5 protein-coding genes and 1 pseudogene are annotated in these 26,057 nt (G+C 50.9%); 3 read left to right on the top strand and 3 right to left on the bottom strand.

Features of this window, described 5'->3' with window-relative positions; all coding sequences use genetic code 11:
• Positions 1-94: 94 nt before the first annotated feature.
• From BMZ51_RS21020 to BMZ51_RS21005, 3 genes and pseudogenes are all read left to right on the top strand, one after another.
• Positions 95-478 (top strand): annotated as a pseudogene (locus tag BMZ51_RS21020) (integrase core domain-containing protein); the annotation flags it as partial.
• Between the two features lie 327 nt (positions 479-805).
• Positions 806-1,591, top strand: coding sequence for a thioesterase II family protein (locus tag BMZ51_RS21010; protein ID WP_074882290.1), 786 nt, complete (start codon positions 806-808; stop codon positions 1,589-1,591).
• Positions 1,592-1,597: 6 nt separating this feature from the next.
• On the top strand, positions 1,598-2,338 hold the full coding sequence (locus tag BMZ51_RS21005) for a 4'-phosphopantetheinyl transferase family protein (RefSeq protein WP_068008153.1): 741 nt from the start codon (positions 1,598-1,600) through the stop codon (positions 2,336-2,338).
• On the opposite strand, the gene BMZ51_RS21000 is transcribed toward BMZ51_RS21005, so the two are convergent.
• From BMZ51_RS21000 to BMZ51_RS20990, 3 genes are read right to left on the bottom strand one after another with little or no spacing between them, the layout of a single operon-like run.
• A complete protein-coding gene (locus tag BMZ51_RS21000) occupies positions 2,312-11,527 on the bottom strand; it encodes a non-ribosomal peptide synthetase (protein ID WP_068008157.1) in 9,216 nt (3,071 codons plus the stop codon). The genes BMZ51_RS21005 and BMZ51_RS21000 overlap by 27 nt on opposite strands.
• 8 nt (positions 11,528-11,535) lie before the next feature.
• On the bottom strand, positions 11,536-15,657 hold the full coding sequence (locus BMZ51_RS20995) for a non-ribosomal peptide synthetase (RefSeq protein ID WP_068008159.1): 4,122 nt from the start codon (positions 15,655-15,657) through the stop codon (positions 11,536-11,538).
• Complete coding sequence (locus BMZ51_RS20990) at positions 15,654-26,054, bottom strand: non-ribosomal peptide synthetase (protein WP_068008162.1); 10,401 nt, start codon at positions 26,052-26,054, stop codon at positions 15,654-15,656. The genes BMZ51_RS20995 and BMZ51_RS20990 overlap by 4 nt, the downstream gene beginning before the upstream one ends.
• Between the last annotated feature and the right edge of the window lie 3 nt (positions 26,055-26,057).

The raw sequence follows: 26,057 nt of genomic DNA, 5'->3' as shown, positions 1-26,057 counted from the left end.
GACGTAAGGCGTTGAATTTATAAGGCATATAAATCTGAAATGTTGGCAGGACTTCAGTAAATTAGCTTCAAATCACGATCCATGCAACAACGTCGATCTGGTGACAACGGCATTAAAGCGAGCTCTGGCGACACGAACTTCTCTGAATGGTCTCAATCATCATTCCGACAGAAGTAGCCAGTATTGCTCCGATGCTTATTAGAGGCTCTTGAGGAAGCACAAGATTACCCCCTCGATGAGCGGCAAAGGCAATTGCTTCGATAATTCCATAGTGGAAACCGCGTTCAAGACCATTAAGTCTGAAATGTTGTGGCGAACTGCCTTTCAAACTCGTCAGAAGGCAGAAAAGGCACTTGGCCTTTACATTGAGGGCTTTTACAATCCAATCAGGCGGCATTCATCGTTAGGCTATCAATCGCCAATCGCGTTCGAGAGAAAGAAAAGAAATAGTGAGACAGAGGCTCTCCATTTTCTTTAGGCCAGTCCAACCCTTGAGGGTATCGAAACGGCCCACTTGATCAGAAAAGGGCAACGGAACCGGGAGGGTGTTCCAGCCTACCGCCAATTCATGGCGCTCGCAGGATAGTTGCGTCTCGGCGGTAGGTGACTGTAGGCAAACCAAAAGTTTGCGACAAAACCTTAATTGAGTGCTCATTGGCCAATGCATGAAAAAACCATTAGAGGCTAGGCTTGTTGGTTCATTTGCAAACTTCAAACTAATAAATTGCGTATGATAGCCCACTCGACGTCACGTCAAAACCACGTAATAATCACCTCAGTGAAAAGTTTATTGATGGACTTCTAAATGAGTTGTCGATGGTCGTCCCAGTGGTTTGATATTACAGCAGATAAGTGTAAGCTGAACTTAGTTTGTTTGCCTCAAGCGGGAGGTGATACGAGCTTATATAACCGATGGAAAGCACCTCTAGGTGATCAAGTAAACGTGATGCCTGCTAAATTTCCAGGGCGAGGAACCCGGTTAAAAGAACCAGCAATAAATGCGATGGAAAGGGTTGTATCGCAGCTAGCGCTAGAGATTGGGCAGTTCGGTGGTGCCCCTTTTGCAATATTGGGGTCAAGTATGGGGGGGTGGATTGCTTACGAGTTGGCACTCCATCTTTTCAAGCAGAGCCAGCTGACGCCAACGGCCCTTTTTGTTCTGGCTTCGGCGTCTCCTTTTGCTCCAAGAACCCTGCCGTTTTTTGATGGGTGTACACGCGAGGAGATGGTTGATGAGCTCATCTCGTTTAATCCCGAGTTTGCTCAGGTTGCACAACATGACGATCTTGTAGACTTGCTTCTACCTGCGATTATAAGTGACTTTGAACTCTGTGAGACTTATAGGCCACGAGTTCCCTGGCAAATCGCGTCACCAGTCTTTGCCTACGCAGGAACTAAGGATCAGATTGTGGAACCACATAAAGTGGAGGGATGGACGAAGTTGAGTTCTGAAACTGTTACCATTGATGATGTCGATGGCGGACACTTTTTTATTGAACATTCTCCAGCTAAAATCCTTAATCAGATAAAAGATCATGCTGCAAATGTTGTTTGTCAGTTGTACCAGCCTTCATCCATAGAACTCGCTTAAGATTTCATGCCTGTTTCATTTTCCGTCTCTGACGCTCAGCAGTGGTTTTTGGCTGTGAAAGACCAATGGCAACGTTGCTGTGGGTCCAACAAAGTGATGCTTGTTTTGTTGCCATTGGAGTATCCATTTCCAATGGACCAAGCGATAACCGCTGAAGAGAAAACAAGAGGTGCCCGTTTCAGGTTCTTGCGAGACCGGCGTGCGTTTGCCTTGGGTCGCTGGGTCGTTAGATCCATTCTGGGAGTGGATCAACCGCCAACACCCTTTCTGCTGCAAGATCATGGTAAGCCACACCTCTCAGGATACCCGACATTTAATATAAGTCATTCAGGCGGTTTGGTTGCAGTTGCTTTGGCTCGTAATGCACCCTTGGGTGTTGATCTTGAGTTCATGCGACAAGACAGACAAATGACTGATTTGATACCGGTTGTTTGTCATCCGATGGAGCATTTACATATTGAATCGAGGTGTCCAAAGGAACGTGCAGCCACGTTTTATCGATGTTGGACACGGAAAGAAGCCATCTTAAAGGCAACAGGTGAGGGGTTACGTGATAACCTCAGATCACTTGACGTAAAATTAGAGCAACAGCACCCCTGGATCACTTCAGAATCCGTTCCTTTGAAACTGCTGGATATTGACGTCAAATGGGAAGGTTACAGCTGTAGCCTCGCAGTGGACCCAAGCATTAGTGGTTTAGAGATCCACTCCCCCTTCCAATCACGCCAACTCGAGTGCTTTGACTAAACCAGCGGTAGCCAGTACGTGATCTAACGTTTCTCCCATTAGAATTGAGTAGTGATCTGCTTCTATAAGCTGCCAATTTTGTAAATCTGGTAGCAACTTAAGCCAGATTTCACGGGAGTTTACTGTTGTATTTTGGGTTCCGTTCAACCCTTTGGCAGTTTCAGATGCCAAGAATACATTCGTCCGCCAGAAAGGCGTCGGACTCATTGTATGGTGTACCATCGCTTCCAGGTTGGCTTTCGTACAGCGAACAAGTGCTTCTTGATAGGCCAGTCGTTCATGACTGTCCTCAACGAGGATCCTTTTGTCTGGCCATTTTGCCTTCAGCTCTTGCAAGAAGATGACTTCGACTTCCTGCTCACTCATTTGCTTCAGGTTTGCGCCAGAGTTTGGTGCAGGCGGATCAATGAGCGTTAAGTTGCCAGGAGCTTTTTGTAGCTTCGAGAGGCAGAGTGCCATTTCTTGTGCAACCCATGATCCGAATGACCAACCGACCAAATGAATTCGCTTATTTGAAAGCCTTTTCGTTATGGCCTCAGCGTAAACCGCAGCTCTTTCATTTAAACTAATTTTTGGTAGATCGGGATTTGTGAGGGCAGGATCGGCAATCACAGTGATCTCAATGTTGTCCGGGAGTTTTCCTGCCAGTTCGCGGTATGATTCAACATCACCACCGATTGGATGTATGAGAACAACAACTTCATCGCTCTCACCAGAATGCCATTGGTGCAGGGCAACCGCATCTGCCCAAGAGCTGTTTGGAGAGGAGGGGATTGCCTTGTGCTGTCGTTCAACCAGATTCATAATCAAGTCTAAGGAGGTGTTCTTCGGGATTTGGGAGAGTAACACCCGAATGTCAGAGTGTTCTAAGAGGCTAACGACGTCCAGAAGAGTAAGTGAATCCATACCTAAATCATAGAGGCATTCATCGGGGGCAATCTGATCGAGGCCAAGTTGTTGCAGAAGAAGGGTTTCTATCTGCTCGCGAATGAGATTCAGTTTGTGTGCCTTGATAGTTCGCGCATCAGATTTGATCTCGTTCCTGACCAGTGATCGATAGAAGTATCGAGCCTTTTCAACATCGCAAGTGCTAACCAGCACTTGCGGTACAGTTGTATGAAATGCTTGAGAGAATGTGCGCAGGCCTTCTTTGTTGGATAGGCCAAGCTTGAGGTGTTTTTGATGCAGTTCATCTTGCGTATCGGAGTGGGTCGCCATCCCACTTTCGCTCCAGATATCCCAGTTGATGGTGGTTCTTATTGTGTCAGGTGCGACTGGATTACTGTAATGCGCAAAACTGTCCATCAGCGCGTTAGAGGAAGCGTAGTCCAGCTGACCAGCTCCTCCTAAAACAGCTGACATTGACGAGCAGTAGATAGCCCTCGTTGGCTGGAATACCTCAATGAAACGTTCGACAAAGATACTTCCCTCATACTTTGCAAGCATCTTCTTGTAGGCTTCCATCGGGTCACGGAAAGAAATCAGATTTCCTTCGCCAACTCCAGAGGCATGGATGACGCCTGCAACGTACATACCTAATCTGGCGACACTCTCAAATATGACGCTCCACGTGGCTGGCTTTCCTATGTCAGCCTGTATCAGGTGTATTCTTGTGCCGAACTGCAGAAGTTTTTCTGGAATGCGCGGATTGCGGGAGATAATTGCGATTTGAGCATGAGGATCAGCCAGCAGGCTCTTGCAAACTTGAGTTCCAATCGCACCGCTGCCGCCCGTAACCACGAAGAGAGCTGGCGCATCCAGTTCAGTCGGTTCGGAAGTTTGGCCATTTTGAGAAAGTGGTAAGATCCTGCATTCCCAAACAAGTCCATTACGCAAGGCAAGGCGTTGTGCCTTCATTTCTTCAAGTGAGAGTGCAAACGCAACCTCGGACCAAATGAAGCCTTGTTTTGTGTCTTCTAAATCCAGCCAGAGTGTTTGAATACCAAACTCTTGAGGGATTACAGTGAGTGGACCAGCGAGTATTCCGGGTAATGGCTGAGCGACTGTGCCATTCACCGGTGCCGCTTCGTAAGAGAGCAGGCATATTCTGGAGATCTTAAGCCCATATTTGGAGTAAGCCTGAAGCACATAAGTCAGGCTGTCCAGACAAACCTTTTTTGCTTCCTGAAGGCTATCTAATGCATTTTGCTCGCCTTTACAGGACAATGGAAGTGCATGAAGCCAGTCCAACTCTCCAAGGTTCATAAATGACAGGTGGCTCAGAAGGTCTTCAACGGAATCCGTAGAAAACGGATCTACCGATAACTTGTCTGAATGAGCACCAGAAATGCGTCCGTCATAACAAACAGGCACAACACGATGGTAGACGGCATCAAGTGCGGCAAAGTCATCGGAGACGTTGTTCGGATCATATAGAACAACCGCTGTTTTTAATCTCTGCCCTGTTTGGCAACTTCCAACGCGGCAGATTGGTTGCCAAACCATCTGGCTTAGCCATTGTTCTTCTGGTAGGCGTTTTGGAAGGCTTTCACTTGCCTTACTTTTGGCTGCTGGAAGCTCTAACACGTTGTATTGTTGAAGATCGAAGCAATAACCTGGCAAATCCCAAGGCGGCGGAGTACCTGCACTTTGTGACACAATCTCTTTGCCTTCCAACCAATCAGCTGTGGTTAGGCTAGCGGGATCGCAAGCTCCTTTATTCTTATCACAGTAATGCGGGACGAATGCTCCCAGAGCTTCAATCGCCTCTTCGACTTCATCACAATCGACTGCAAAACGCCATGGGTGTGCTCGCCTGATTGATTGCAGATGTGAGAGGACCAGCTGAAATGAAGTTGGGTTATGTTCAAGATAATTCTTGATCTTTTCTGCCAAAGAAAAAAGTGCAGTCTTGGTATGTGCTGATAGAACAAGGCATTTTGTAGTCGCGTATCGTTGATGCTCGTCTTCCGAGGCTTCTCCAATTACAACATGAGCGTTTGTGCCGCCAATTCCGAAACTGCTGACGCCTGCATAACGTGGACATGTATCTTCCCATTTTTTGCTGTTCGTCGGGATATAGAACCCCTTTTGATCCATGCCAAGCTCTTGATTGGGCTGCTTAAACCCTAGGTTAGGTGGCACATAGCCGTGATAGATCGACAGAGCTGCGCGAATAAGCCCAAGGACGCCAGCCCCGGCACCTAAGTGGCCGATCTGGCTTTTGACAGAAGATAATGCGCAGGATGCTTCGGGGAGATTGCCGTATGCAGATGAAAGGGCTTGTACTTCAATAGGATCACCCAGTTGTGTACCTGTTCCGTGCGCTTCCACATATCCGACTTGATCACCCCTTACTCCTGCATTCGTAAGGGCTTGACGAATAACGCTTTCCTGCCCGGAAACTGAAGGTGAGGTATAACTCATTTTGGACCGCCCATCGTTATTGATGGCTGATCCTTCGATAACAGCATAGATGCGATCACCGTCCGCTCGGGCGCGATCCAATGACTTCAACACCACAACCCCAACACCACTGGCACCGATGGTACCGCTGGCGTCTTCGCTGAACGGTGAGCAGTTGCCATCCTTGGAAAAGATGTGTTGAGACTGATACTTATAGCCCTCAGTCATATCGGGATCTACAAGCACGCCTCCTGCGAGCATAACATCACACTCACCATTTCGGAGCATGCCTGCAGCTGTATGAATGCCAATCAGCGAGCTTCCACAAGCGGCTTGTAGTGTAATGGCGGGGCCTTTGAGGTCCAATTGAAAGGCAACCTTGGTGGCGAGGAAGTCTTTCTCATGGTGTAAGGCCATTTGGAACTTGTCGGGAAGGGCGGTTGGAGGTTTGGAGCGAAGGGCTGCGTGATAGTAGGTTGTCTCACCGCAGCTTGCGATAACACCGATGTTTTGGTCGGTGTTTAGTGGAGGAATGCCAGCATTTTCAAGAGCATGTACACAGCTCATCAGGAAATGCCGTTGCTGCGGATCCATGAGCGCGGCTTCCCGTGGGCTGATACCGAAGTACTCAGGATCGAACGACATCATTTCGCTCATCTGGCTTCGCGCACCAACGAAATCAGGATTCTCTGGAGTGAAATGTTCAATTCCGCTTCGGTTTTCACGGACCATGGACCAAAACTCGGCCAGGTCATCTGCGCCTGGGACACGTAGTGCCATACCGATAATAGCAACTTTACCCGCGCTCTGAGTTGTCTTTGCTTTGCTAGTCCGGGTTTCTGATTCCGTTTTTCCTTCAAGATGTTCTGCCAGATCTGAAGGCGTTACATAACGAAACAGATCTGCGATACTGACTTTTTCTTCCAACACTTTATTGAGATGCATTTGGTAGCGCATTAATTGTAGAGAAGAGCATCCAGCTTCGAAAAATGTTTGGTTCGCAATGATGGATGCACCAGTGACATGTTCAAAAGCTGCAATGAGTTCATTGGTGCGTTGAATTGCGTTTTTTGTGTTTTTTTTGCGTTTTTTACGTTCAATCTTGCGCCATTTGCAGCTGGCCAGCGCTCTTTGATTTATCTTTCCACTTGGAGTGCGGGGCCACTCGTCGACCTGTCTGAACTCGTCAACCCGGATGTAGTCAGGAAGCTGTGTTGAAAGATAGTGACCAAGCTCATCTGCGTTGATGGTTTCCACTCGCAGGCTGACATAGGCATGGAGTTTTTTATGCTGGTCGTCAAAGACAACAGAAGCCTGTTCGATGGCACCGTGATTTATCAGAGAGGTTTCCAACTGGCCGAGTTCAACGCGGTGACCTGAGATCTTCACCTGCTGGTCGTGACGGCCTCCATAGTTTACCTGCCCAAGTTCATCCAGAAAGCCCATGTCGCCGGTTTTGTAATAGAGTTTTGAACCGCCAGTGCCACTATCTGGCTGGAGTATGACAAAGCGTTCTGCGTTCAGCTCTGCATTGTCCAGATAACAACGACGGACCAGATCGCCGCCTATGAGGAGTTGGCCGTGTTCACCGGATGGAACCGGATGGAAGCTGTCATCCACGATGAGAATATCGGTGTTGTGAACAGGAGCACCTATCGGTGGGCGGGTTGGCCAGTTTGCTGCTGATCCGTGCAATGAGTGGGCGCAAACCACATGCGTTTCAGTTGGGCCATAATGGTTGTGCAGGGATGCCTGGGGCAATTGCGTGAAAAACGCGCGAAGGGCTTTGGTGCAATACAACTGCTCGCCGGCCGTGATCACATTCTTCAGGGCATGGGGGGAAATGTTGAATGTTTGAGCTGCCTCGCAAAACAATTCCAGCGCCACAAAAGGCATGAAGATGCGTTGCAGATTATTGTCACGCATATAACTCAACAAGCGCTGCATGTCCTGTCGCCAAAGAGGATCAATGACATGGAAGCACCCGCCCGAACAGAGCGTTGAAAAGATCTCCTGAAACGAGACATCGAAGGCTAACTTGGAGAACTGCATGGTGTGTTCTCCAGCGGGCAATCCTCCCTGTTGCTGTTGCCAGTGCAACAAATTGCAAAGTGTCTGGTTGTAGACATCAATCCCTTTGGGGTGGCCAGTGGAACCGGAGGTGAACAGGGTATACAAGGGCCTTTCGCGATCTGAAAATTTCAGAGGATGCTGATGATCCTGCGAGTTTCTAAGCTCTTGCAAATCTACTGGGAGCGCGCGTAAGTCCTGGCGTTCAAGTGCAGAAGGTAAGGTTGCCTGCGCTGCATGGAGGATCCCAACTGGTTGGGCTTGCGAAATCACATCCTCTAACAGCTTTTGAGGATAGCTCAGGTCCAACGGAACGGCTGTTACGCCCAGTTTTGTCACTGCCAGAAGCGAGACTATGTAGTCTGGGGAGGCATCCATATAGAGTGCGACGCGCGCAGGTCCTGCAGGTTCTGTTGTCCCAAAAATAGTGGACTGCATATTAGCAGCCAAAGCACCGGATAACTCATCCAACTCAAGATAGGTGAGAGTGTTGCCGCTCCATGTGAGGGCAGGTGCATGTGGTGATAGTGAGACTTGCTGCTGAAACCAGCTTGCGACCGTTGTGTATGGCAATGACTGGCTTGCACCAGTTACATGCGAAATGCGTTGTTGTGTGTTGAGTTGGAAGACGTTCGCTGCAACCTCTTCAGTTTCCATATGATCCAAACCAGCGAACATGGTTTGCTCCAGCAGGGTGATAGCATCATTGTCGAAATAACTGAGATCATACTCCCAGTAGAACTGGTAGGTTTCAGCTTCATCAAGAACAGACAGGTAGAGCGGGCATTTGGGGGCGACATCTTCAGGGTAAGATAGCTGCGCGCATTCTCCATTGAGCTTTAGCATTTCGTAACGGGTGTTTTCGGTCGCAAACATAAACTCAAACGGAATGCCCGAAATACGCTTCCTTTTCTGGAGATGATCAACCACATGTTCGAAGGCAACATCCTGACAGGCAAGGACTTGTTTTGAAGCCTGAGTGAGGGTGCTTGTATTTTGTTGAATGGAGGCAGTTGGGTCGATATTAACCGGAACCAACGCTGTGTTGGCGAACATTCCAACTGTTGCTTCAAACTCTGTTGTTAGCCGGTTCGCTACAGGGCTTGCAACTGTGAAACTCGTTCTCCCCGTGTGCACATAAAGTGCATGGGCAAACAGCGCGTGAAAGACCTGATGGGGTGTTAGTGAAAGACGCTTTGCAATGGTTAGCAAATTTGCTCTGGTGGCTGCGTCAAGACGTGTCAAACGTGTTCGCCCCGCTGAAACACCTTGCATCCCTTGACCGTGTTTCAGCACGGGCTTCCAGCATTCCTCCATCTCCGGCGCGTCGTATAGCTTGAAGAGAGCATCCTTTTGCTTGTTGTAATGTTTAGTTTCCCATAGGTGCGACTGCCATTTTGCAAAATCTAATGGTGTCAGCCCAATTGGCTTTTGGTCCTGTCCTGTCTCGTCTGTTTCTGCCTGAAATGAACGGGAAAGATCTTCAAACAAGATGTTGAGTGACCAGCCGTCCAGAATGATATGGTGTGCATGAAACAGAAGGACGCTGCTGCCATTTGGTTCGTGGACCAGATGAAGTTGAAACAGGCTTGGGTGCTCAAGAACAAATGGTTGAGTGAGGAGTTTGGTTTGGAGTTGCGAAATTGCTTCTTCTTCCAAGGTTCCGTGGAAGTGAAACGCCTCTGGATTGCTTTCAGCGACCCGCTGCTGCACCCCATCATCGATGAGATGGAAGCTGGTGCGCAGTGCCGGGTGTTTTTTGACCAACTCATATGTTGCGTGACCCAAATTTTCGGCACTCAGATGACCTGAAAACCGAAAAATGAACGGTGTATTGTAGGATATGTCAGCAGGGTTCTTTTGTTGCTGTAGCCATAACCGCATTTGCTCCGAGGTTGCCTGCTCTTTTGCCAAACCTGATGGAGCAGATGCATGCGGTAAACTGTTGGCTTGCTCATTGTGTTTGCCAACAATCTCAGAGAGTTCAGTAAATGTCAGGTTTAGAAGCTGTGACGGCGCAACGCGGCAGCCAAATACTGTGTTGAGTTGGTTAGATAAGCTGATTGCTTTGAGTGAATCGCCACCTGCGGTAAGCAGCGTCTCTTCACGGCTTAACTGCGCCACACTCAAAACCATCTCTGCAGTTTGCAGAATGCTGCTCAGAACGGCACTCTCCGAGGCATCACAGGAGGAAACACGACGGAATGGAGTAGTCTCCATTTCTTGAAGGGCTTTTTGGTCGATCTTCCCGTTTGCATTCAGAGGCAACGAGCCAAGACAAAAGACCTTATGAGGACGCATATAATCTGGCAGGTAAGCAGAAAAGTGGGCATCAAGCTCTTCATAATCAAGCTGCTCTTCACTCGCTAAGTAAGCATGCAACTCAAGCGGTTTGCCTTGTTCCTGAGCTGCTAAAACACAAGCCTGCTGTATCTTCGGATATTGCTGGATGCGCTGTTCGATTTCTTCAGGTTCTACGCGAAACCCGCGTACTTTGATCTGCCTGTCAATGCGGCCCACATACTCGACCAGACCTTGCGGATTGAGGCGGACCAGATCGCCAGTACTATACCATTTTCCAGAGTTTGGAAGCTCTACAAACCTACGCTGTGTTTCCTCTGTTCTATTCAGATAACCATGAGCAACGCCTGCGCCGCCAAGATAGAGTTCCCCAGTTTCACCAGTATTGGTGATTTCGCCGTTTGATGACCTTAGCTGACAGTCTGTACTGGCAATGGGACTGCCAATGGGAATGATGTCTGCATCAAAGTCCCGAGGAATTGCAAAGCACAAGGCAAAGGTTGCACACTCTGTCGGGCCATAGATATTGTATATCTGACAGGCGCTTTCAGGGTTTGCTGCATACCATTTCTCGACAGTTTTGGGGTTTAGCTGCTCGCCGCCAATGAGCAGATGCCCAAGCGATCCAAAGCAGGCAGGCCCGTGATCGACCATCGCATTGAACAGAGAGACTGTCATGAACATGGTTGAGATCGACTGCTGCTCCAGCTGCCGAGCAAAGCCTGCAAAATCGGAGAGTTCGTCACTGGAGAAAACGACACTACATCCGCCAGTTAAAAGCGGTACCCAAACATCAAAGCTGAGTGCATCAAACGCAGGGTTGGAAATATGCGCGTAGCGATCTCCGATATGCATGGGGACAAAGCGGGGTTGATGGGCAAGCCTCTCGATTGCTGAGAGAGGCACTTGAACGCCTTTGGGCGTCCCCGTTGTTCCAGATGTGTAAAACAAAAACGCAGTTTTCGCCAAAGGATAACGCGGGAGGTCGCCGCTATTCTCATGCAGGCTTTGTATGAGCAACTGGTCAGCATGAAGGATCTGATGCGCTTGTTGGGAAAATGGCGTGGATGCACTCGCCTCTGGCACGATAAGAAAACGTGTTTGGCTATCAGTTAAGATTGCTGTTTGCCGGTCTGGCGGGCTGGCGGCATCTAATGGGACAACCGTTGCTCCCGCTTTCAGTATCGCGAGCATGACAACTACGAGCTCTTGAGAGCGAGGCAAACAGACGGCAACTACATCGCCGTTTTTTACGCCGTGGCCTCTCACTGCTGAGGCTACTTGTGAGGAGCGTTCGTTGAGCTCTTGGTAGCTGAGGATACGATCATGATCCTGCACCGCGGCCAGTTCAGGAAAATGGTCCGCATAAAAGCTGATACTGTCTAGTAACGAAGATTGGACGGGTCCCTGATCTCCAATTTCTAAATCATAAGAGGTCGAGGCTAAATACTCTTGAGAAGTGTTGATAGTCATGTAAGCCTCTAAGCGTCTATCTGCATAGGAACAGCAGGAGAGATGGTTTGCCGCTCAAATAATTGAAACTCATAGGAAATCGTCTTTTTGACACGCTGTATTTCTTCTGTTTCCAGCAGTTCCCAGTGGTCTCCCCGAACCAATCTCGTCATGAAGCCACCTGAGGCTCTTTCAATCCAAAACTGACGCAGTTGATGCAGGAAGCCTTTGTTGAGCGAGCCAAGCGCCTGAATGAACACAACTCGCGCGTCCAATGGCTGGCAGTCATAATCCGGCACACAGGCCCGGTTGTGATTGTAAACCTGATGGTAGCGCTTGATTTGCTCGTCATCGATGCCCGGATACATACCGTTGAACTTCACCAGCTTGTCTCGAAATTCTGCAAGATCAACTGGTGCAAGGCTCTGGCGCTCATGCTCCTCAAACCCCTGAGTGTCCAGAAGAATGACGCTGACATTGTGGTTACCACGGGCTTTCAGAAGCCGGGCCATCTCATAGGCAACGTAGCCCCCAAACGACAGGCCGGTGAGGACAATTTTTTCATGCGCGATGTGTTCGATACGTTCCAGATACGCGCTGGCCATGGCCATTATGGAGGGGAGAGTTTCCTCTTCCGCGTTGAGGCCGGGCGATTGCAGGCCATAAACGCCAATATCATCAGCCAGGATCTTTGCCAGAGACAGATAACAAAAGGCTGTCCCACCAGCAGGATGAACGCACACGACATGCTCACCGTTTTGGCTTTCGCGGAACGTAATGAGGTTGTCGCGGGAGTTTTCTTCCGCAGCTCCGTTTCGTATCCAACTGGCAAGCGCCTCTACTGTCGGATTTAAAATGAACGTTTTGGGCGGGACTTGAATTTTGAACGCCTCACCAACCCGATGGGCCACTTTGATCGCTGCGATGGAAGAACCACCGACATGGAAGAAACTGTCGCTGATTCCGATAGATGGATGGAGAAGCACTTCCTTCCAGATGTTATAGATCTGGAGCTCGATATGATCTCGTGGGCTTTCCTGATTGACCTTGAACACGGCCTCATGGGCCAGCACAGATGCCTTTAGGCTGGAATAATCAATCTTGCCGTTATTGGTGAGAGGGAAAGTTTCCAAATGCAGCAGAATATGAGGAAGCATGTAGTCCGGAAGCGCTTCTGCCAGATGACGACGAACGTCACTTTCTACGAGGGGAGAACCGTCTGATGTGGTGTAGCAAAGAGCGAGCTGGGCAGAGCCACCGCCTTGCTGAACCACGAGCGCGGCACAGGCGTGGCATTCGGGATGCTGTCGGAGAACAGCTTCAATCTCTGACAGCTCGATGCGAAAGCCATTCAGCTTGATCTGGTTGTCTTTGCGGCCTGCAAAAACCAGCTGACCTTGTTCATCATAGTAGGCAAGGTCGCCGGTACGGTAGAGCTGTTCATTTGAGTCGAATGGGCTGGTAATGAACGCTGATGCTTGTTGCTGCGGGGCGTTAAGATAGCCTGAGGACAAGCCGGCACCACCGATGTGAAGCTCGCCAACCAGTCCAATCGGGACAATCGACATGCTCTCATCAAGCAGGTAAGTCCTTGCATTCGATATGGGTTTGCCGATGGGGGCTGAAGGTTTGTCCAGATCTTCCGGCTTCACACTATGCCAGGTGCTGTCTACGGTGCATTCAGTCGGACCGTAAACATTGTGCAGTGTTGCCCACGGCAGCTTGCTGGAGAACTTGCGCATAAGTGCGCCGCTCAACTCACCACCACCGCAAAACACATTGCGCAGTTGGGTGCATTGGGCAGTCTCCGGTTCGTCAAGAAACAAATTCAGCATCGCGGGAACGAACTGGATACTGGTGATACCATGAGATGCACAGATCTTTGCCAGCTCTGCAGGAGAGGTGTGAGCATGAGGCGGAGCCAGCACCAGTGATGCGCCAGTGCATAATGGCCAGAAGAATTCCCAGATCGCCGCGTCAAATCCCATCGGCGTCTTCTGCAAAAGCGCATCACCGGGCTTGCCTGGAAATGTGCGATTGCTCCACTCTATGAGGTTCACCAAACCCTTGTGTGTGAGTTTGGTGCCTTTTGGAACGCCGGTGGTTCCTGACGTGTAAATGATATAGGCAAGATCCTCGGTGCTTATACCGTTAGCTGGCAAATTATCAGTGCCGCAGGATTGAGTGATTTTGGCTCGTTGCTCTGTATCCAGTGATAAGACTTCAACGTCACAAAGGCTCTTGAGTCTCGTGACCGCTTCCGATGCCTCTGGGTGGGTGAGGATCAGATTGGGCTGGCAGTCTTGCACCATAAACTCAAGACGCTTGATTGGCAGTCCGGGCTCCAACGGAATGAAGTGACCACCCGCCTTGAGCACGGCAAGCATGGCTATCACCAACTCACTGGACCGCTCAAAGAGCAGGCCCACTGGACTTCCCTCAGTAACACCAAGTTCCTTCAGGTGGCGGGCAAGCTGATTTGCTTTGGTATTGAGGCTGGCGTAGCTCCACACGTCTTCGCCGCACACGAGTGCAGGTGCTTCGGGTGAATGCTCACATTGAGCCTCAAATGCTTTGTGAATGCACGTTGAGCTTAACGCGTGCTGCGCTCCGTGAGGCCATACTTGTGTTAACAGATGTCTTTCTTCGGGGGGGATGAAATCAATCGCACCGAGATCCACTTCTGGTGCTTCGACGGCGTTTGAGAGGAAGCAGGTGAGGTGACTTGCCATTCGTGCAATGCGGGAATGCGTAAACAGATCTTTGTTGTACTCAAAGCCAAGGCTAAACGTGGAGCCTCGTTCAAACACTTCCAGCGTGATATCGAACTTTGCAGTTTGGCTATCTGTTGCCAGTGTTTCGATTTCAACACCATCCATTTGAGCCGATCCCCCCGGCAGGTTCTGATAAATCAGCATGACCTGAAACAGAGGCGAGTGGGCTGGTGAGCGTTCCGGATTTACAGCTTGGACCACCTTTTCAAAAGGCAAATCCTGATTGTCCAGCGCTTCCAGAATGGTCGTTTGCGACTGCGTTACCAGCTCAGCAAAGGTGCTTGTGGCCGTGACATGCGTTTTAAGTGCGAGCGTGTTGATGAAGTGCCCGATCAGAGGCTCCAGCTCTACCAGATGGCGGTTGGCAAAAGAGGTGCCAATGCAGATGCCTTCCTGTTTGCTGTAGCGCCATAAGAGGGCGGCAAATCCGGCCAGATAGAGCGCAAATGGCGTGATTGAGCGTCTTTTGCAGAAAAGTCGCAGGCGGTCACTCAAGTTGTCATCAAGCGTGAGTTCAAAGTGAGCACCATTATGTGTCTGTTCTGCCGGGCGAGGGAAATCCGTGGGTAGCTCAAGTAAGTCTGGCAGGTCCTCAAGTTTGTCAGTCCAGAACTGGATCTGTTGCTGCTCTCTGGATGAACTGCGTTCGTTTTTATGATGCGTCACATAATCGGCGTACTGCATGGACAGAGGGGGAAGGTCGGGCGAGGTGCCCATTTGATAAGCGTTGTAATGAGCCGTAACTTCGCTGAAAAACAAACCGATAGACCAGCCATCAGCGGTAATGTGGTGCAGGTTTACGAGCCATACGTGTTCTTCATCTGCAAGCTTTATGTAACTTGAGCGCAAGAGCGGGCCGTGCTCTAAATCAAACGGTCGGCTTGCCTCATGCTGGACACGTTCATTGAGCGCCTCCACCTGTTTTTCGTCACTCAGATGGCAAAGGTTCAAGAGGTCAAAGGGCAGCTCAGCAGGTTCTGGAAAAGTTTGTGTAGGCGTTCCGTTGCTTGTGCTGAACCTCGCTCGGAGCATGTCGTGACGCGCAACAACAGCATTTACGGCGCGGTGCAGAGTTTCCAACTCGAGCATCCCGGAAACTTTGAGCGCAACGGGGTTATTGTAAAACGGACTCTCCGGCTCCAATTGATGCAAGAACCACAAATGGCGCTGTGATGGTGAAAGTGGTACGCCTTCAGTCTGCCTTTCTGCTGCATGTTGTTGCAGCAGATGAATCAGCTCTGATTTTTCCGCTTTCAGAACGGCGGCAAGATCAGCTCCCAGAAACCCCTTTGGCGCTTTGAAACGCAGCTTTTCTCCATCAGTCTGGAGGCTCACATTGTGCTGGGCAAAATAATCAAGCAGTTGTTGAGCTTTCATATTTCAAACTCCTCCATTTCATCTTCATCCATTGAGGAGGCAAGCGCAGTCCCGAAGGTCTCTATGGTGTGTTGCCGGTTTTGCTCAGTGGTGGGTGTGCCGCCGATCATGGAATAGATGAGCTTATGAGTAGGCCCCAACCGGAACAGCTCCGTCAAAACCGTCTCATCTATGGAGCCGATGCCGCACAGGCCTAACCCTGCTTCATGGGCACGCATGGTCAACAGCTGTGCCATTGCGCCTGTTTCGATCAACCAGAACTGCTCGCTCATCTCGCCATAAAGGGGTTCGATTGCCTGCCGCTCAGCGATGAAGAAAAGCGCGAAGGCAGCCTTTTCAAAAATTGGCCGGTTCACGAAGTAATCATAGGCATCCGGGCTCAGTGCCTTGCCATTTGCTGTCGAAATCAGAGCGTGTTTTTCAGGATCGTAATAATAGGCCCCACCTTCCAGGCCCAGCACACGACCGGGATTGATGTAAAGGTAGGTTTGCACCGGATAGAGCCCCCCGGCGCTTGCAAACAAGTGCTTTGGTGCTGTCTGGTTCTGATTACGCCGTAATGCGCAGAGGAGTGCTTCTAATCGGGTTTTGGGAACAGGATCCAAAATGAACTGACGCACTGACCGGTAGGCGTCAAACTCGTCGAACTCAGGAGAGCCGGAGTGTTCCAACTGATGCACGCCATGTTGCTGATCAAACTTGCGCAACCCAACATTACGGTCTTTGAAAGACTGTCGTTGCAGCGGGTCCTCAAGAGTGGCAATTGCGGACTTTGTTGCAGCAGGTTGCCCTTCTTCCGCCACCTGACCAAACTGCTCCCGGTACATGGCAAGGAGCGTTGCAAGGCTTGGGCTGCCCATAAACTTTGCAAGTGGTGGGCGGAATGAGAGCGTGCTCGACAACGCGTTTGAAATGCGCGTGATATCGATAGAGGTCGCTCCCAGCTGCAATAAATTATCCTCGGGAGTGACGTGATCCAGTTTCAAGATCTGAGAGACAATCTCGTGGATTTTCTCTTCCTGTTCCCCTCGCGGATTGAGGCTTGGCTCAGCTTGTGTCTCCCTGCCTGGTTCCGGCAGTTGCTTCCGATCAATTTTGCCGTTTGCAGAAATCGGGAGGCGTTCAATCTCAAGGAGAGAAGAGGGAACCATGTAGTGGGGCAGGTGGGCGCGTAAATGATCCAGAAGAGCATCAATATTGACACCGCGTTTTTCCGGAACCACATAGCCAACGAGTTGCTTATCGCCTTGTGCCGCGCCAAACATCTTAAAGACTGAGGCTTTTACGTCTTTACGGGCATTGAGCACCGTTTCGATCTCACCAAGCTCAATGCGGAAACCCTGCACCTTGACCTGAGTATCCACGCGCCCAAGAAACTCTATGTTTCCATCAGGCATATAGCGCCCCAAATCGCCGGTGCGGTACAAGCGTTCGCCGGTTTTGGGGTGGGTGATGAAACGATGGTTGGTTTGTTCTTCGTCCCGCCAATAGCCTTTCGCAAGTCCAATGCCACCGATGTACAATTCACCAGTGACCCAGCAGGGGCGAGAGGCCAGCGCGTCATCCAGAACATAAAATTGCTGGTTGTCCAGCGCTTTACCGTAGGGGATGCTCTTCCAATGTGGCGCGATATCCTGAACAGGGAAGCAGATGGACCAAATGGAGGCTTCAGTTGCTCCACCCAGAGACAAGACATGTGCGTTCGGCGCGAGCGCACGCAACCGCTCAGGCAGTGAAAGTGGGATCCAGTCACCAGACAACATCACTTGACGCAAATGCAAGCCGAGACCTTTGTGATCGCTTTCAGCATAATCTGTCAGTACACCAAGCAAAGCTGGTGCAGAATTCCAGATCGTGACCTTGTGACGAATGAGGCACTCCAGCCAATGGGCTGGGTCTTTTGCCTCAGCCTCATTGGGCAGGACTAAGGCACCACCTGCCGCCAGCAATCCAAAAATATCATAGACTGAGAGATCAAAGCCCAATGCAGAGATGGCAAACACACGATCTTCTGGCTGCACGTTTAGACGGTGGTTGATATCAAGGAGCGTGTTAACTGCTCCGCGATGATCGATCATGACCCCCTTGGGTTCCCCGGTGGAACCGGAAGTGAAGATCACGTAGGCAAGGTCATCTGGCTGTGTATCAATTACCTGCAGCTTCTCATCGCTTAAAGCATTCAGTTCACTACCCACATCAACCGTTTGAGCAAACGCAGGAAGTCCCTTGCGCTTGTCACTCTGGCTTGTCTTAACACATACGAGCCTGGACCTGGTCCGTTGCAAAATACCTTCAATGCGATTGGCTGGCAGATCTGGGTCGATTGGAAGATATGCGCCCCCTGCATATAGGATGGCGAGGGCGGCAACACTCTGTTCCCAACCGGTCCGCATCTGAATGGCAACCAGATCACCTTTTGCCAGGCCCTTCTGTTGAAGGAGAGTGGCAAGATTACGGGCACGCTGGCGGACATGTTTGTAAGATAGAACCAGATCGCCGCAGATCACGGCAGGAGCAGCTGGTGTTTTGAGCGCTTGTTCTTCAAACAGCTCATGCATCAATGGCCAATGTTGTGACAGTGCGCGCTCAGCGTTCCAGACAGGAAAGTGCTGGGGGACTTGCTGTTGCCAACGACCAGAGGTGACCAACTCTTCAAGCAGAGCACAATAGGCATCAAACATGTCCTGCATCATGCCCTCTGGAAACAGCTCGTCTATGCTGTCCCAGTTGAAATGTAGCTCGCCATCAATCTCCATGATGGTGTGATCCAGCCACACCTGTGGTGTTTGGGTGATGGTATGTACATTTTGAGCGTCCAATGCGGAGGAAAGCGTAATTTCCTCCTGATCCGGGATCATCTCCACAAGGGTGCTGTTGAAGACGATGGGCATTCCCGTTTGCTGCTCACCACGCAGGCGCGTGAGTTCCCGCAGAACCCGTACACCACTGACTTCGCTATGATCCATATCCTTCCAGAGTTGACGCTGGACTGCTTTTGCATTGTCAGAAAAGCTCTTCGCCGGGTCCGAGCCAACTTCCAGCAAAACAATAGAAGTAAAGTCGCCGATGAGGCCGTTGATATGGGGGTGGAGCGGTTGGCGATTGAACACAGGTAAACTGAGCGTGAACCGGGACGACTGGCTCCATTTAGCCAGCACCTGCGAAAATGCTGTCAGCAGACAACCGGAGGGGGTGACACCATACTTTCGCGCATTTGCTTTGATCGTTGACCATTTGGCCTCTTCCAAAACAAGTTGTCTGCGTGTGAACCGGGGATTACTGATGTTCTCTGGCTGTTTTGCAAGCGGCAGTTCCGGAGCTGCAGCGAGAGCCGATAAGCGGTCTTGCCAGTATTTCAGAGAAATCGCATAGCGAGAGTCATCCCTCATCGCCAGTTCCTGCACCACATAGTCGCGGAACGTGATTTCAATCCTCGGAAACTCTGCCTGCGGGTCCTCATAGAATGTAGCCAGTTCGCGTGAAAAGATCTGGCTGCTGGCTGCATCCACGATTAATGCATCCATGGAAATGTGTAGCCGGGTTATCTCATTATCAAGCTGTACGGCCCGGAACTCGAAAAGCGGCCATGTTCCCGCATCCAAAACCTGATGCGACATGGCCTCTCGGTTTCTTGAGATAATGCGCTCGACGACACGTTCGCTGCGGCCACGGGCATCGTCAGTCTGGATGATGTATTCAGGAACATCCTCTAAAATGCGCTGGGTGCCATCGCTGGCAAAAACAGCTCGCAGCATATCGTGACGAAGGATCAATCTGTTCAAAGCAGCGTTGAACCTATCAAGATCTAGGTGAGGGATCTCAATTTCTTCATAGGCATGAGCGCTAACACCGCCCAACCCCAAGCCATCATCTCTGCCAACCCAGTAAGCCTGCTGGATGTCTGTGAGTGGAAACGGTTCATACCGGTTTGCTTCATCTGCATGGATTTGCAGTGTTGAGGGTTCGGCCTTCCCGATGTTGGCATTAGCCGAGGCCGCCAGATCAGCAAGCCTCGGATTTTCAATAAGATCACTGAGGGACAGACCGAGTAACAGCTCTTTGTTTATTGTATGGATCAGGCGGGTCGCCAACAAAGAATGCCCGCCAAGGTCAAAGAAGTTGTCGGTGCGGCCAACCTGTTCCACCTTGAGCACCGCCTGCCAAATCTGAGCAATACCTGCTTCAAGCCCCGGCAATGGTGCTTCATAGTCTGCACTTCCTGAGCGAACAGGAGATGGCAAAGCTCTGCGATCCAGCTTGCCGTTCCGGGTGATGGGCAACTCTTCCAGAGGCACCCAGTCAGTTGGGATCATGTAGTCCGGCAAACGAGCTTTCAACTCTGCCCGCAATGTGTCAGCGGGTCTTGCACCGACGAAGTAGCAGACGAGCCGGGCCTGCTCGGGGCCTGCTTCTTTGTCCAAGATCACGGCGGCTTCCACAATGTCGTCCATCTGTAAGATGCAGTTCGTGATTTCCATCGGCTCAATCCGGAACCCACGGAACTTCACCTGATCATCTGCACGGCCATGGAAGGCAAGGCTGCCATCTGGCAGGTAGGCTGCCAAATCACCGGTGCGATAAAAGCGTTGCGCGTCTTGAGAGGCGAACGAGTGCGTGACAAATCGTTCTGCGGTTAGTTCTTCCTGACCAAAGTAACCCAAAGCCAGATTGTCTCCGCACACATATAGCTCTCCAATTGTTCCGGAAGGCACCGGACGCATGCGCTCATCCAGAAGAAACACACTGGTGTTATCCATGGGCTTGCCGATGGGCGGGGAGGCTGGCCAAGCCTCCATGTGCGCGCAATCCAGAACGTGCTGGGTCACCACATGGGTTTCAGTGGGGCCGTATTGATTGTAAAAATAGCGCCCTCCCAGCGCTTTAAGGAGTTGCCGAAGGCTGTCATTGACCAGCAGTGCCTCGCCAGCAGTGATCACTTCACAAGCAGGGCCGTCCGGCAGCTGCTCTGCCTCAAAAAGTCCTGCCATCTGTTGCAATACCGCAAAGGGCAAGTGGGCGCGTTCAACGCCGTTGGACTTGATAAAGCCAGCGAGGTTGCCGATGTCTTTGCGCTGTTCATCACTCAGCAAGACAAGGCTTGCACCCTGACACAGCGTGCAGAAAATCTCCTGAAAAGCCACGTCAAAGTTGAGTGAGGCAAATTGGAGAACGCGCGACGGGGCTCTTTCTACTGGACCCTGTTTTAGTTGCCAGTTGACCAGATTGCGCAAGGTACGGTGGGTCTGCACCACGCCTTTTGGTTTGCCTGTAGACCCAGAGGTGTAAAGGACATAGGCCGGGTCAAGAGGGGCAGGGGTAAGCCCCGCATTCTCCGTTGGAATATTTTGGCCCTTTTGTGCGAGCTCTGCGAGAGTGGCTGTTGAACTTGCGAACTCGACTGGCAGTTTGGGCTTTAATGCATCTGTGGTTATGACGAGATCCGGCTTAACATCCTGCAAGATAGCCTGATGACGGGCCTCAGGGTAAGCTGGATCCAGCGGCACAACAACAGCCCCTACCTTCAAGATACCCAGCAGCGCGACGACCATTTCCGGTGATCGGTCCACGCAAAGTGCGATGTTTGCTCGCGGGCGAATGCCGTCCTGCACAAGTGCATTAGCAAACCGATTAGTGCATGTGTTCAACTCGTCGTAGCTGAGTTTTGTCTGGCCGAAGATCAGCGCTGTGGCTGTCGGTGCGCGTGCGGCATGTTCTTCAATGCGTCTGCTGATGCATTCAAACTCAGGGTAGGGCACAGAAGGCTGTTGCCATGCATCCAGCGCCAGCGTTTGTTCCTCTTCGCTCAACAGACTTATTGAACGGACCTCCGTACCCACGTCTGCAACCATTTGAGTGAGAACATGCTCGAAGTACTTTGCGATGCGAGCGACGGTCTCTGGCTCATACAGATCGCTTGCAAACTCGATGGCACCTTTCAGCTGGCTGTCTCTTTCCTGAAGTGACAACAGTAGATCAAATTTGGCACCGCCATGGTGGTGAGGGAGTACATCAACAGAAAGACCGGGAAGCTCGAACCGGTCATTGTTCTCTCCCTCCCAGGCAAACAGCACCTGAAATAAGGGGGAGTGCGCAAGACTTCGCGGCGGGTTGATATGTTCAATCACCTGTTCGAAGGGAAGGTCCTGATTTTGTTGTGCTTCTAAAACAGTGGTCTGCACCTGAGACAGGTAGTCTTGCAAGGTAAGGCTTTCATTCGCTTCCACCCGCAAGGCCAGTGTGTTGGCGAAAAAACCAATCATGTTGTCGAGCTGTGAATGATCTCTGTTGGCGACCGGACTGCCAACAACGACATCTTTTTGTCCTGAAAGCTTGGCCAGTGTCAGCGCCCACGTCCCAAGCAGACTGGTAAACAACGTGATCCGATTGGATGCAGCAAGCTCCTTCACTTTCTGAGTTAGTGATGGTTCCAGATTCAATGGAACCATGGTGCCTTTGAAGGATTGCCGCTTTGGTCTTGGATGATCGGTTGGCAGCTCCAGCAGCACAGGAGCATCCGCGAGCCTGGACTTCCAATAGTGCTTTTGCTGGTCCCATGAGCCATTCTTTAACTCATTGCTCTGCCACTGCGCGAAGTCTGCATATTGGATTTGCAAATCGGGGAGCTTGGTATTCTGGTGTTGGGACAGAGCAGAATAAAGCACACTCAGTTCTCTGCTGAAGATACCCATGGACCAAGCATCTGAAATGCTGTGGTGCATAACAATCACCAGCACATGATGGTTCTCGTCACAGCGTAAGAGGTCCGCACGAAACAGCGGACCCGCCTCCAAATCAAAGGGCAGAGAGATCAAACGAGCAACATGATCTTGTAAAATCTCAGCCGCTGACACCTGAGTAGCCGTACTCATCCGCCAAACATTTTCTGGCTGAATTTCCTGATAGGCGGTTCCGTTCTTCTGACTGAAACACGTACGCAAAGCCTCGTGCTGTGCAACGATTTTCTCAACTGCTTGAGACAGGGCAGAGACGTCCAACCTGCCCCTTAGCTCCAGAACCAATGGCATATGGTAGGCTTCGCTCTGACCTTCCATTTCTGCCAGATACCATAAGCGTTGCTGAGAGGAGGAAAGCGGCAAGTTCTGTGTTCTATCTGCGGGCTCAATCTGTCTTTTTGTCGTGCGTGTCTGGCTGTCTATTGCCTCAGCAAGAGAGGCCAGCGTTGGGGCAGTGAAAACAATTGTTGCCGGGACTTCGACGGAAAGTGTTTCACGGATACGTTGGGCTAACCGTACTGCAAGCAGAGAATGGCCGCCCAGAGCAAAAAAGTTATCGTTACGCCCAATATTGGCGACACCGAGTACATCGCACCAGATCCGGCACAGTTCCGTTTCTCTGCCTGTTCGTGGAGGCTCAAACTCTGTTTGTGAGAGCGTGGATAGATCAAAGTCCGGGAGGGCTTTCAGATCGACTTTACCATTGGGAGTGAGTGGTACATTGTCGATGACGGTGATCCCGGTAGGTACCATGAAGTGTGGGAGTTTTTGGTTCAGGCTTGCTTTCAGTGCCTGAGGAACTTCAGGCCCCTCATTATCCGCAAGGACGACATAGGCGAGAAGCTGTTCGCCGCTGGTGTGGGGTCTTACAACACAAATGGCTGATGTGACGCGTTCATCAGATTCAAGAGCAGCTTCAACCTCACCAAGCTCGACGCGAAAACCGCGGAGTTTTGCCTGCCGGTCATTCCGCCCTAAAAACTCCATCGACCCATCGCGTAATTGACGGCCTAAATCTCCTGTCTTGAAGATCCTCAGGCCATCACCAAACGATACATCGGTAAACTTTTGCTTCGTGAGTTCAGGTGCGTTCCAATAGCCGCGTGCCAAACCAGATCCGGCAATACAGATTTCTCCAACAACCCCTTCAGGGATAAGTTGGTCGGAAGTGTCCAAAAGCAAGGCCTGATAATTCTTGAGTGCAGTGCCGAGACTCAGCGTCGTGTTCGGAGAAATCTCCTCAGGTAAGCTGAGTGCGAGGCAATCAATGGCGGTTTCGGTTAAGCCGTAAGCATGAATGATGTGCACTTCAGATCCGAAGGCCTTTCGTGCTTCGCAAGCACCTTTGGAGGACCAACGATCAGAACCGCACACGACAGTTTTGAGGCTGGTCGAGTGTTTTCTGATTGTCTGCAAGTGGGCTGTGAGATTGTCCAAAACTGCAGGAACAAAATCACCGAATGTTATCTGGTGCTGCTCGATTTTTGCGAGAAGGGCAGCACTATCTACCAGCTCGTCCTGACTCACCAGAACAAGCCTGCCTCCAAACGTGAGGGCGCGGACAAGGTCTGCGGTGAAGACATCAAACGAAAGACTCGCCATCTGCAAAACACATGGTGGTTCCTTGAAGTCGTAAAGGCTGCTCCATGCATCTCTGACAGTCCAGATCGCACGATGATCGACCATGACGCCTTTGGGCTGTCCCGTCGAACCGGAAGTGTAGATGATATAGGCCAGTTGGTCAGGCGTGATTTCAACATCTAAATTGTGTGCAGCCAGAGAAGCCCAATCAACTCTCTTCCTCGCAACATGAACAGTCTGGGCAGACAGCTCGGCGAGTTGATCCAATTGCTCCTGACCACGCATATCGATAAGAATGGCTTTGGGCTGGCAATCTTGTAAAAGCGTGTTGATCCGCTCAGGGGGATAGTCCGCATCAATTGGAATGTATGCAGCGCCGGTTTTCAAAATGGCGAGTAAGGCAATAATCGCGTCTGCGGATTTACGCATGCACACCGCAATCCGGTCCTGATTTGCAACCCCGTTAGAACGCAGATATCTGGCGAGCTTGTTGGCCTGACTGTTCAGTTGAGCATAAGAGAGTTCGGTCTCATTGCTGATCAATGCAACTTGATCGCTGTGGGCCGCAGCGGCCTCTTCAAAAGGCAGATGGATAGCGCTTGTTGCCGGTACATCTGTAGATACAAGATGGGAAGCTTTTAATGTTGCTGTATGTGTGGCTGCATCCATAAGGGGCAGTTCGGCCACTGCCTGTCCCGGGTCTACGCAGATGGCTTTCACTGCCTGTAACACATAACCCGCAAGCCGAACTATGGTTTGGCGGTCAAACAGAGCTGTCGCGTATTCCAGGCCGCCGGCGATGTTTGAGCCATCGTCTACCAGCTCAAGTGTGATATCGAACTGTGAGGCGGTGCGAGGTAGCTGTACAGTGTCCAACTCCAATCCAGCGAATTGAGGTATCCCACCCTCTGTGTTTTGCCATGCGAACATAACCTGGAAAAGCGGAGCGTAAGACAAGGACCGTTGAGGGCTTAGCGCTTCCACCACCTGCTCGAATGGGAGAGACTGATTATCCTGACTGTCGAGGAAAATGCCCCGCATCTGGGTAAGTAGCTGACCTACAGTGGGATTTTCGCTCAAGTCAAAGCGCATTGCCTGCGTGTTCACGAACAAGCCCACCATCTCTTCCAGCTCTTTGCGGACACGGTTGGCAGATGGGGTGCCAATGACTAGATCCTCTTGTCCAGACAATCGGGAGAGCACGATTGCGTAAGCGCTCATAAGCACCAAGTAGGGTGTGGAACTCGTGTTGCGCGCCAATCGGCGCACCTTGTCACTGAGCTCAGGGCCTAACTCCAACGGTAAAAGATCACCCGCATAATTTTGCTGAGCAGGCCGCCGCCGATCAGTTGGCAACAGCAAACGTTCGGGTGCACCGGCAAGCGTTCCTTTCCAATAAGCCTTCTGCTCTTCAAATTTTTTGAGCTGGTCCGGCTGTTTCTGCCAAACCGCATAATCGGCGTATGTAAGGTCGGGTGTTTCCCGCTTGATTGGTGTTTCTGCCTCAATCAGATGAGAGTAGCTTTCACCCAACTCTTTGAGGAGGAGCCCGTTGGACCATCCATCGGAAATGATGTGATGCAATGCCAGCAGCAACACGTGATGCGTCTCGCTGATCCGGATAAGACAACAGCGAGCCAACGGTCCTTGCAGCAGATCGAACGACCGTGTGCTCTCCTCTTCTGCCAAACGGCGGATCTCTGTTTCTGGGTCGCTATCGACATCAATTTTGAGCAGACGAAGGGGAAAACCACAGGCACGGGGTAAGAAGCTTTGAGCCAACTCCCCGTTATCGTCGGTAATGACTGTACGCAGGCCTTCATGACGGTCCATCAGCTGGTCTAGCGCGCTTTGCAGGTATGTCACATTTAACTCGCCACGAAGGCGCAAACCAAGGGTCAGATGATAGGCTGAATTGATGCCTTCCATGCGAGAGAGGAACCAGAGCCTCTCCTGCGCAAAGGAAAGTGGCAGGGGGCTTTGATCACGCGGGGCTGCCTTGAGAGCGCTGCGTTGACGCATCTTCAAAAGCTGCTCTGGTGTAAGAGAGCGACGTTTGCGCTTGTTTAATTCGTCCTGCATGAG

It is taken from the genome of Pseudovibrio axinellae, from assembly GCF_900110875.1.
Lineage (GTDB): Bacteria > Pseudomonadota > Alphaproteobacteria > Rhizobiales > Stappiaceae > Pseudovibrio > Pseudovibrio axinellae.
This window is presented reverse-complemented; position numbering and strand designations above follow the sequence as displayed.

Coding starts and splice junctions, on each gene's coding strand:
- BMZ51_RS21010 (WP_074882290.1), top strand. CDS start 806: ATGAGTTGTCGATGGTCGTCCCAGTGGTTTGATATTACAGCAGATAAG.
- BMZ51_RS21005 (WP_068008153.1), top strand. CDS start 1,598: ATGCCTGTTTCATTTTCCGTCTCTGACGCTCAGCAGTGGTTTTTGGCT.
- BMZ51_RS21000 (WP_068008157.1), bottom strand. CDS start 11,527: ATGACTATCAACACTTCTCAAGAGTATTTAGCCTCGACCTCTTATGAT.
- BMZ51_RS20995 (WP_068008159.1), bottom strand. CDS start 15,657: ATGAAAGCTCAACAACTGCTTGATTATTTTGCCCAGCACAATGTGAGC.
- BMZ51_RS20990 (WP_068008162.1), bottom strand. CDS start 26,054: ATGCAGGACGAATTAAACAAGCGCAAACGTCGCTCTCTTACACCAGAG.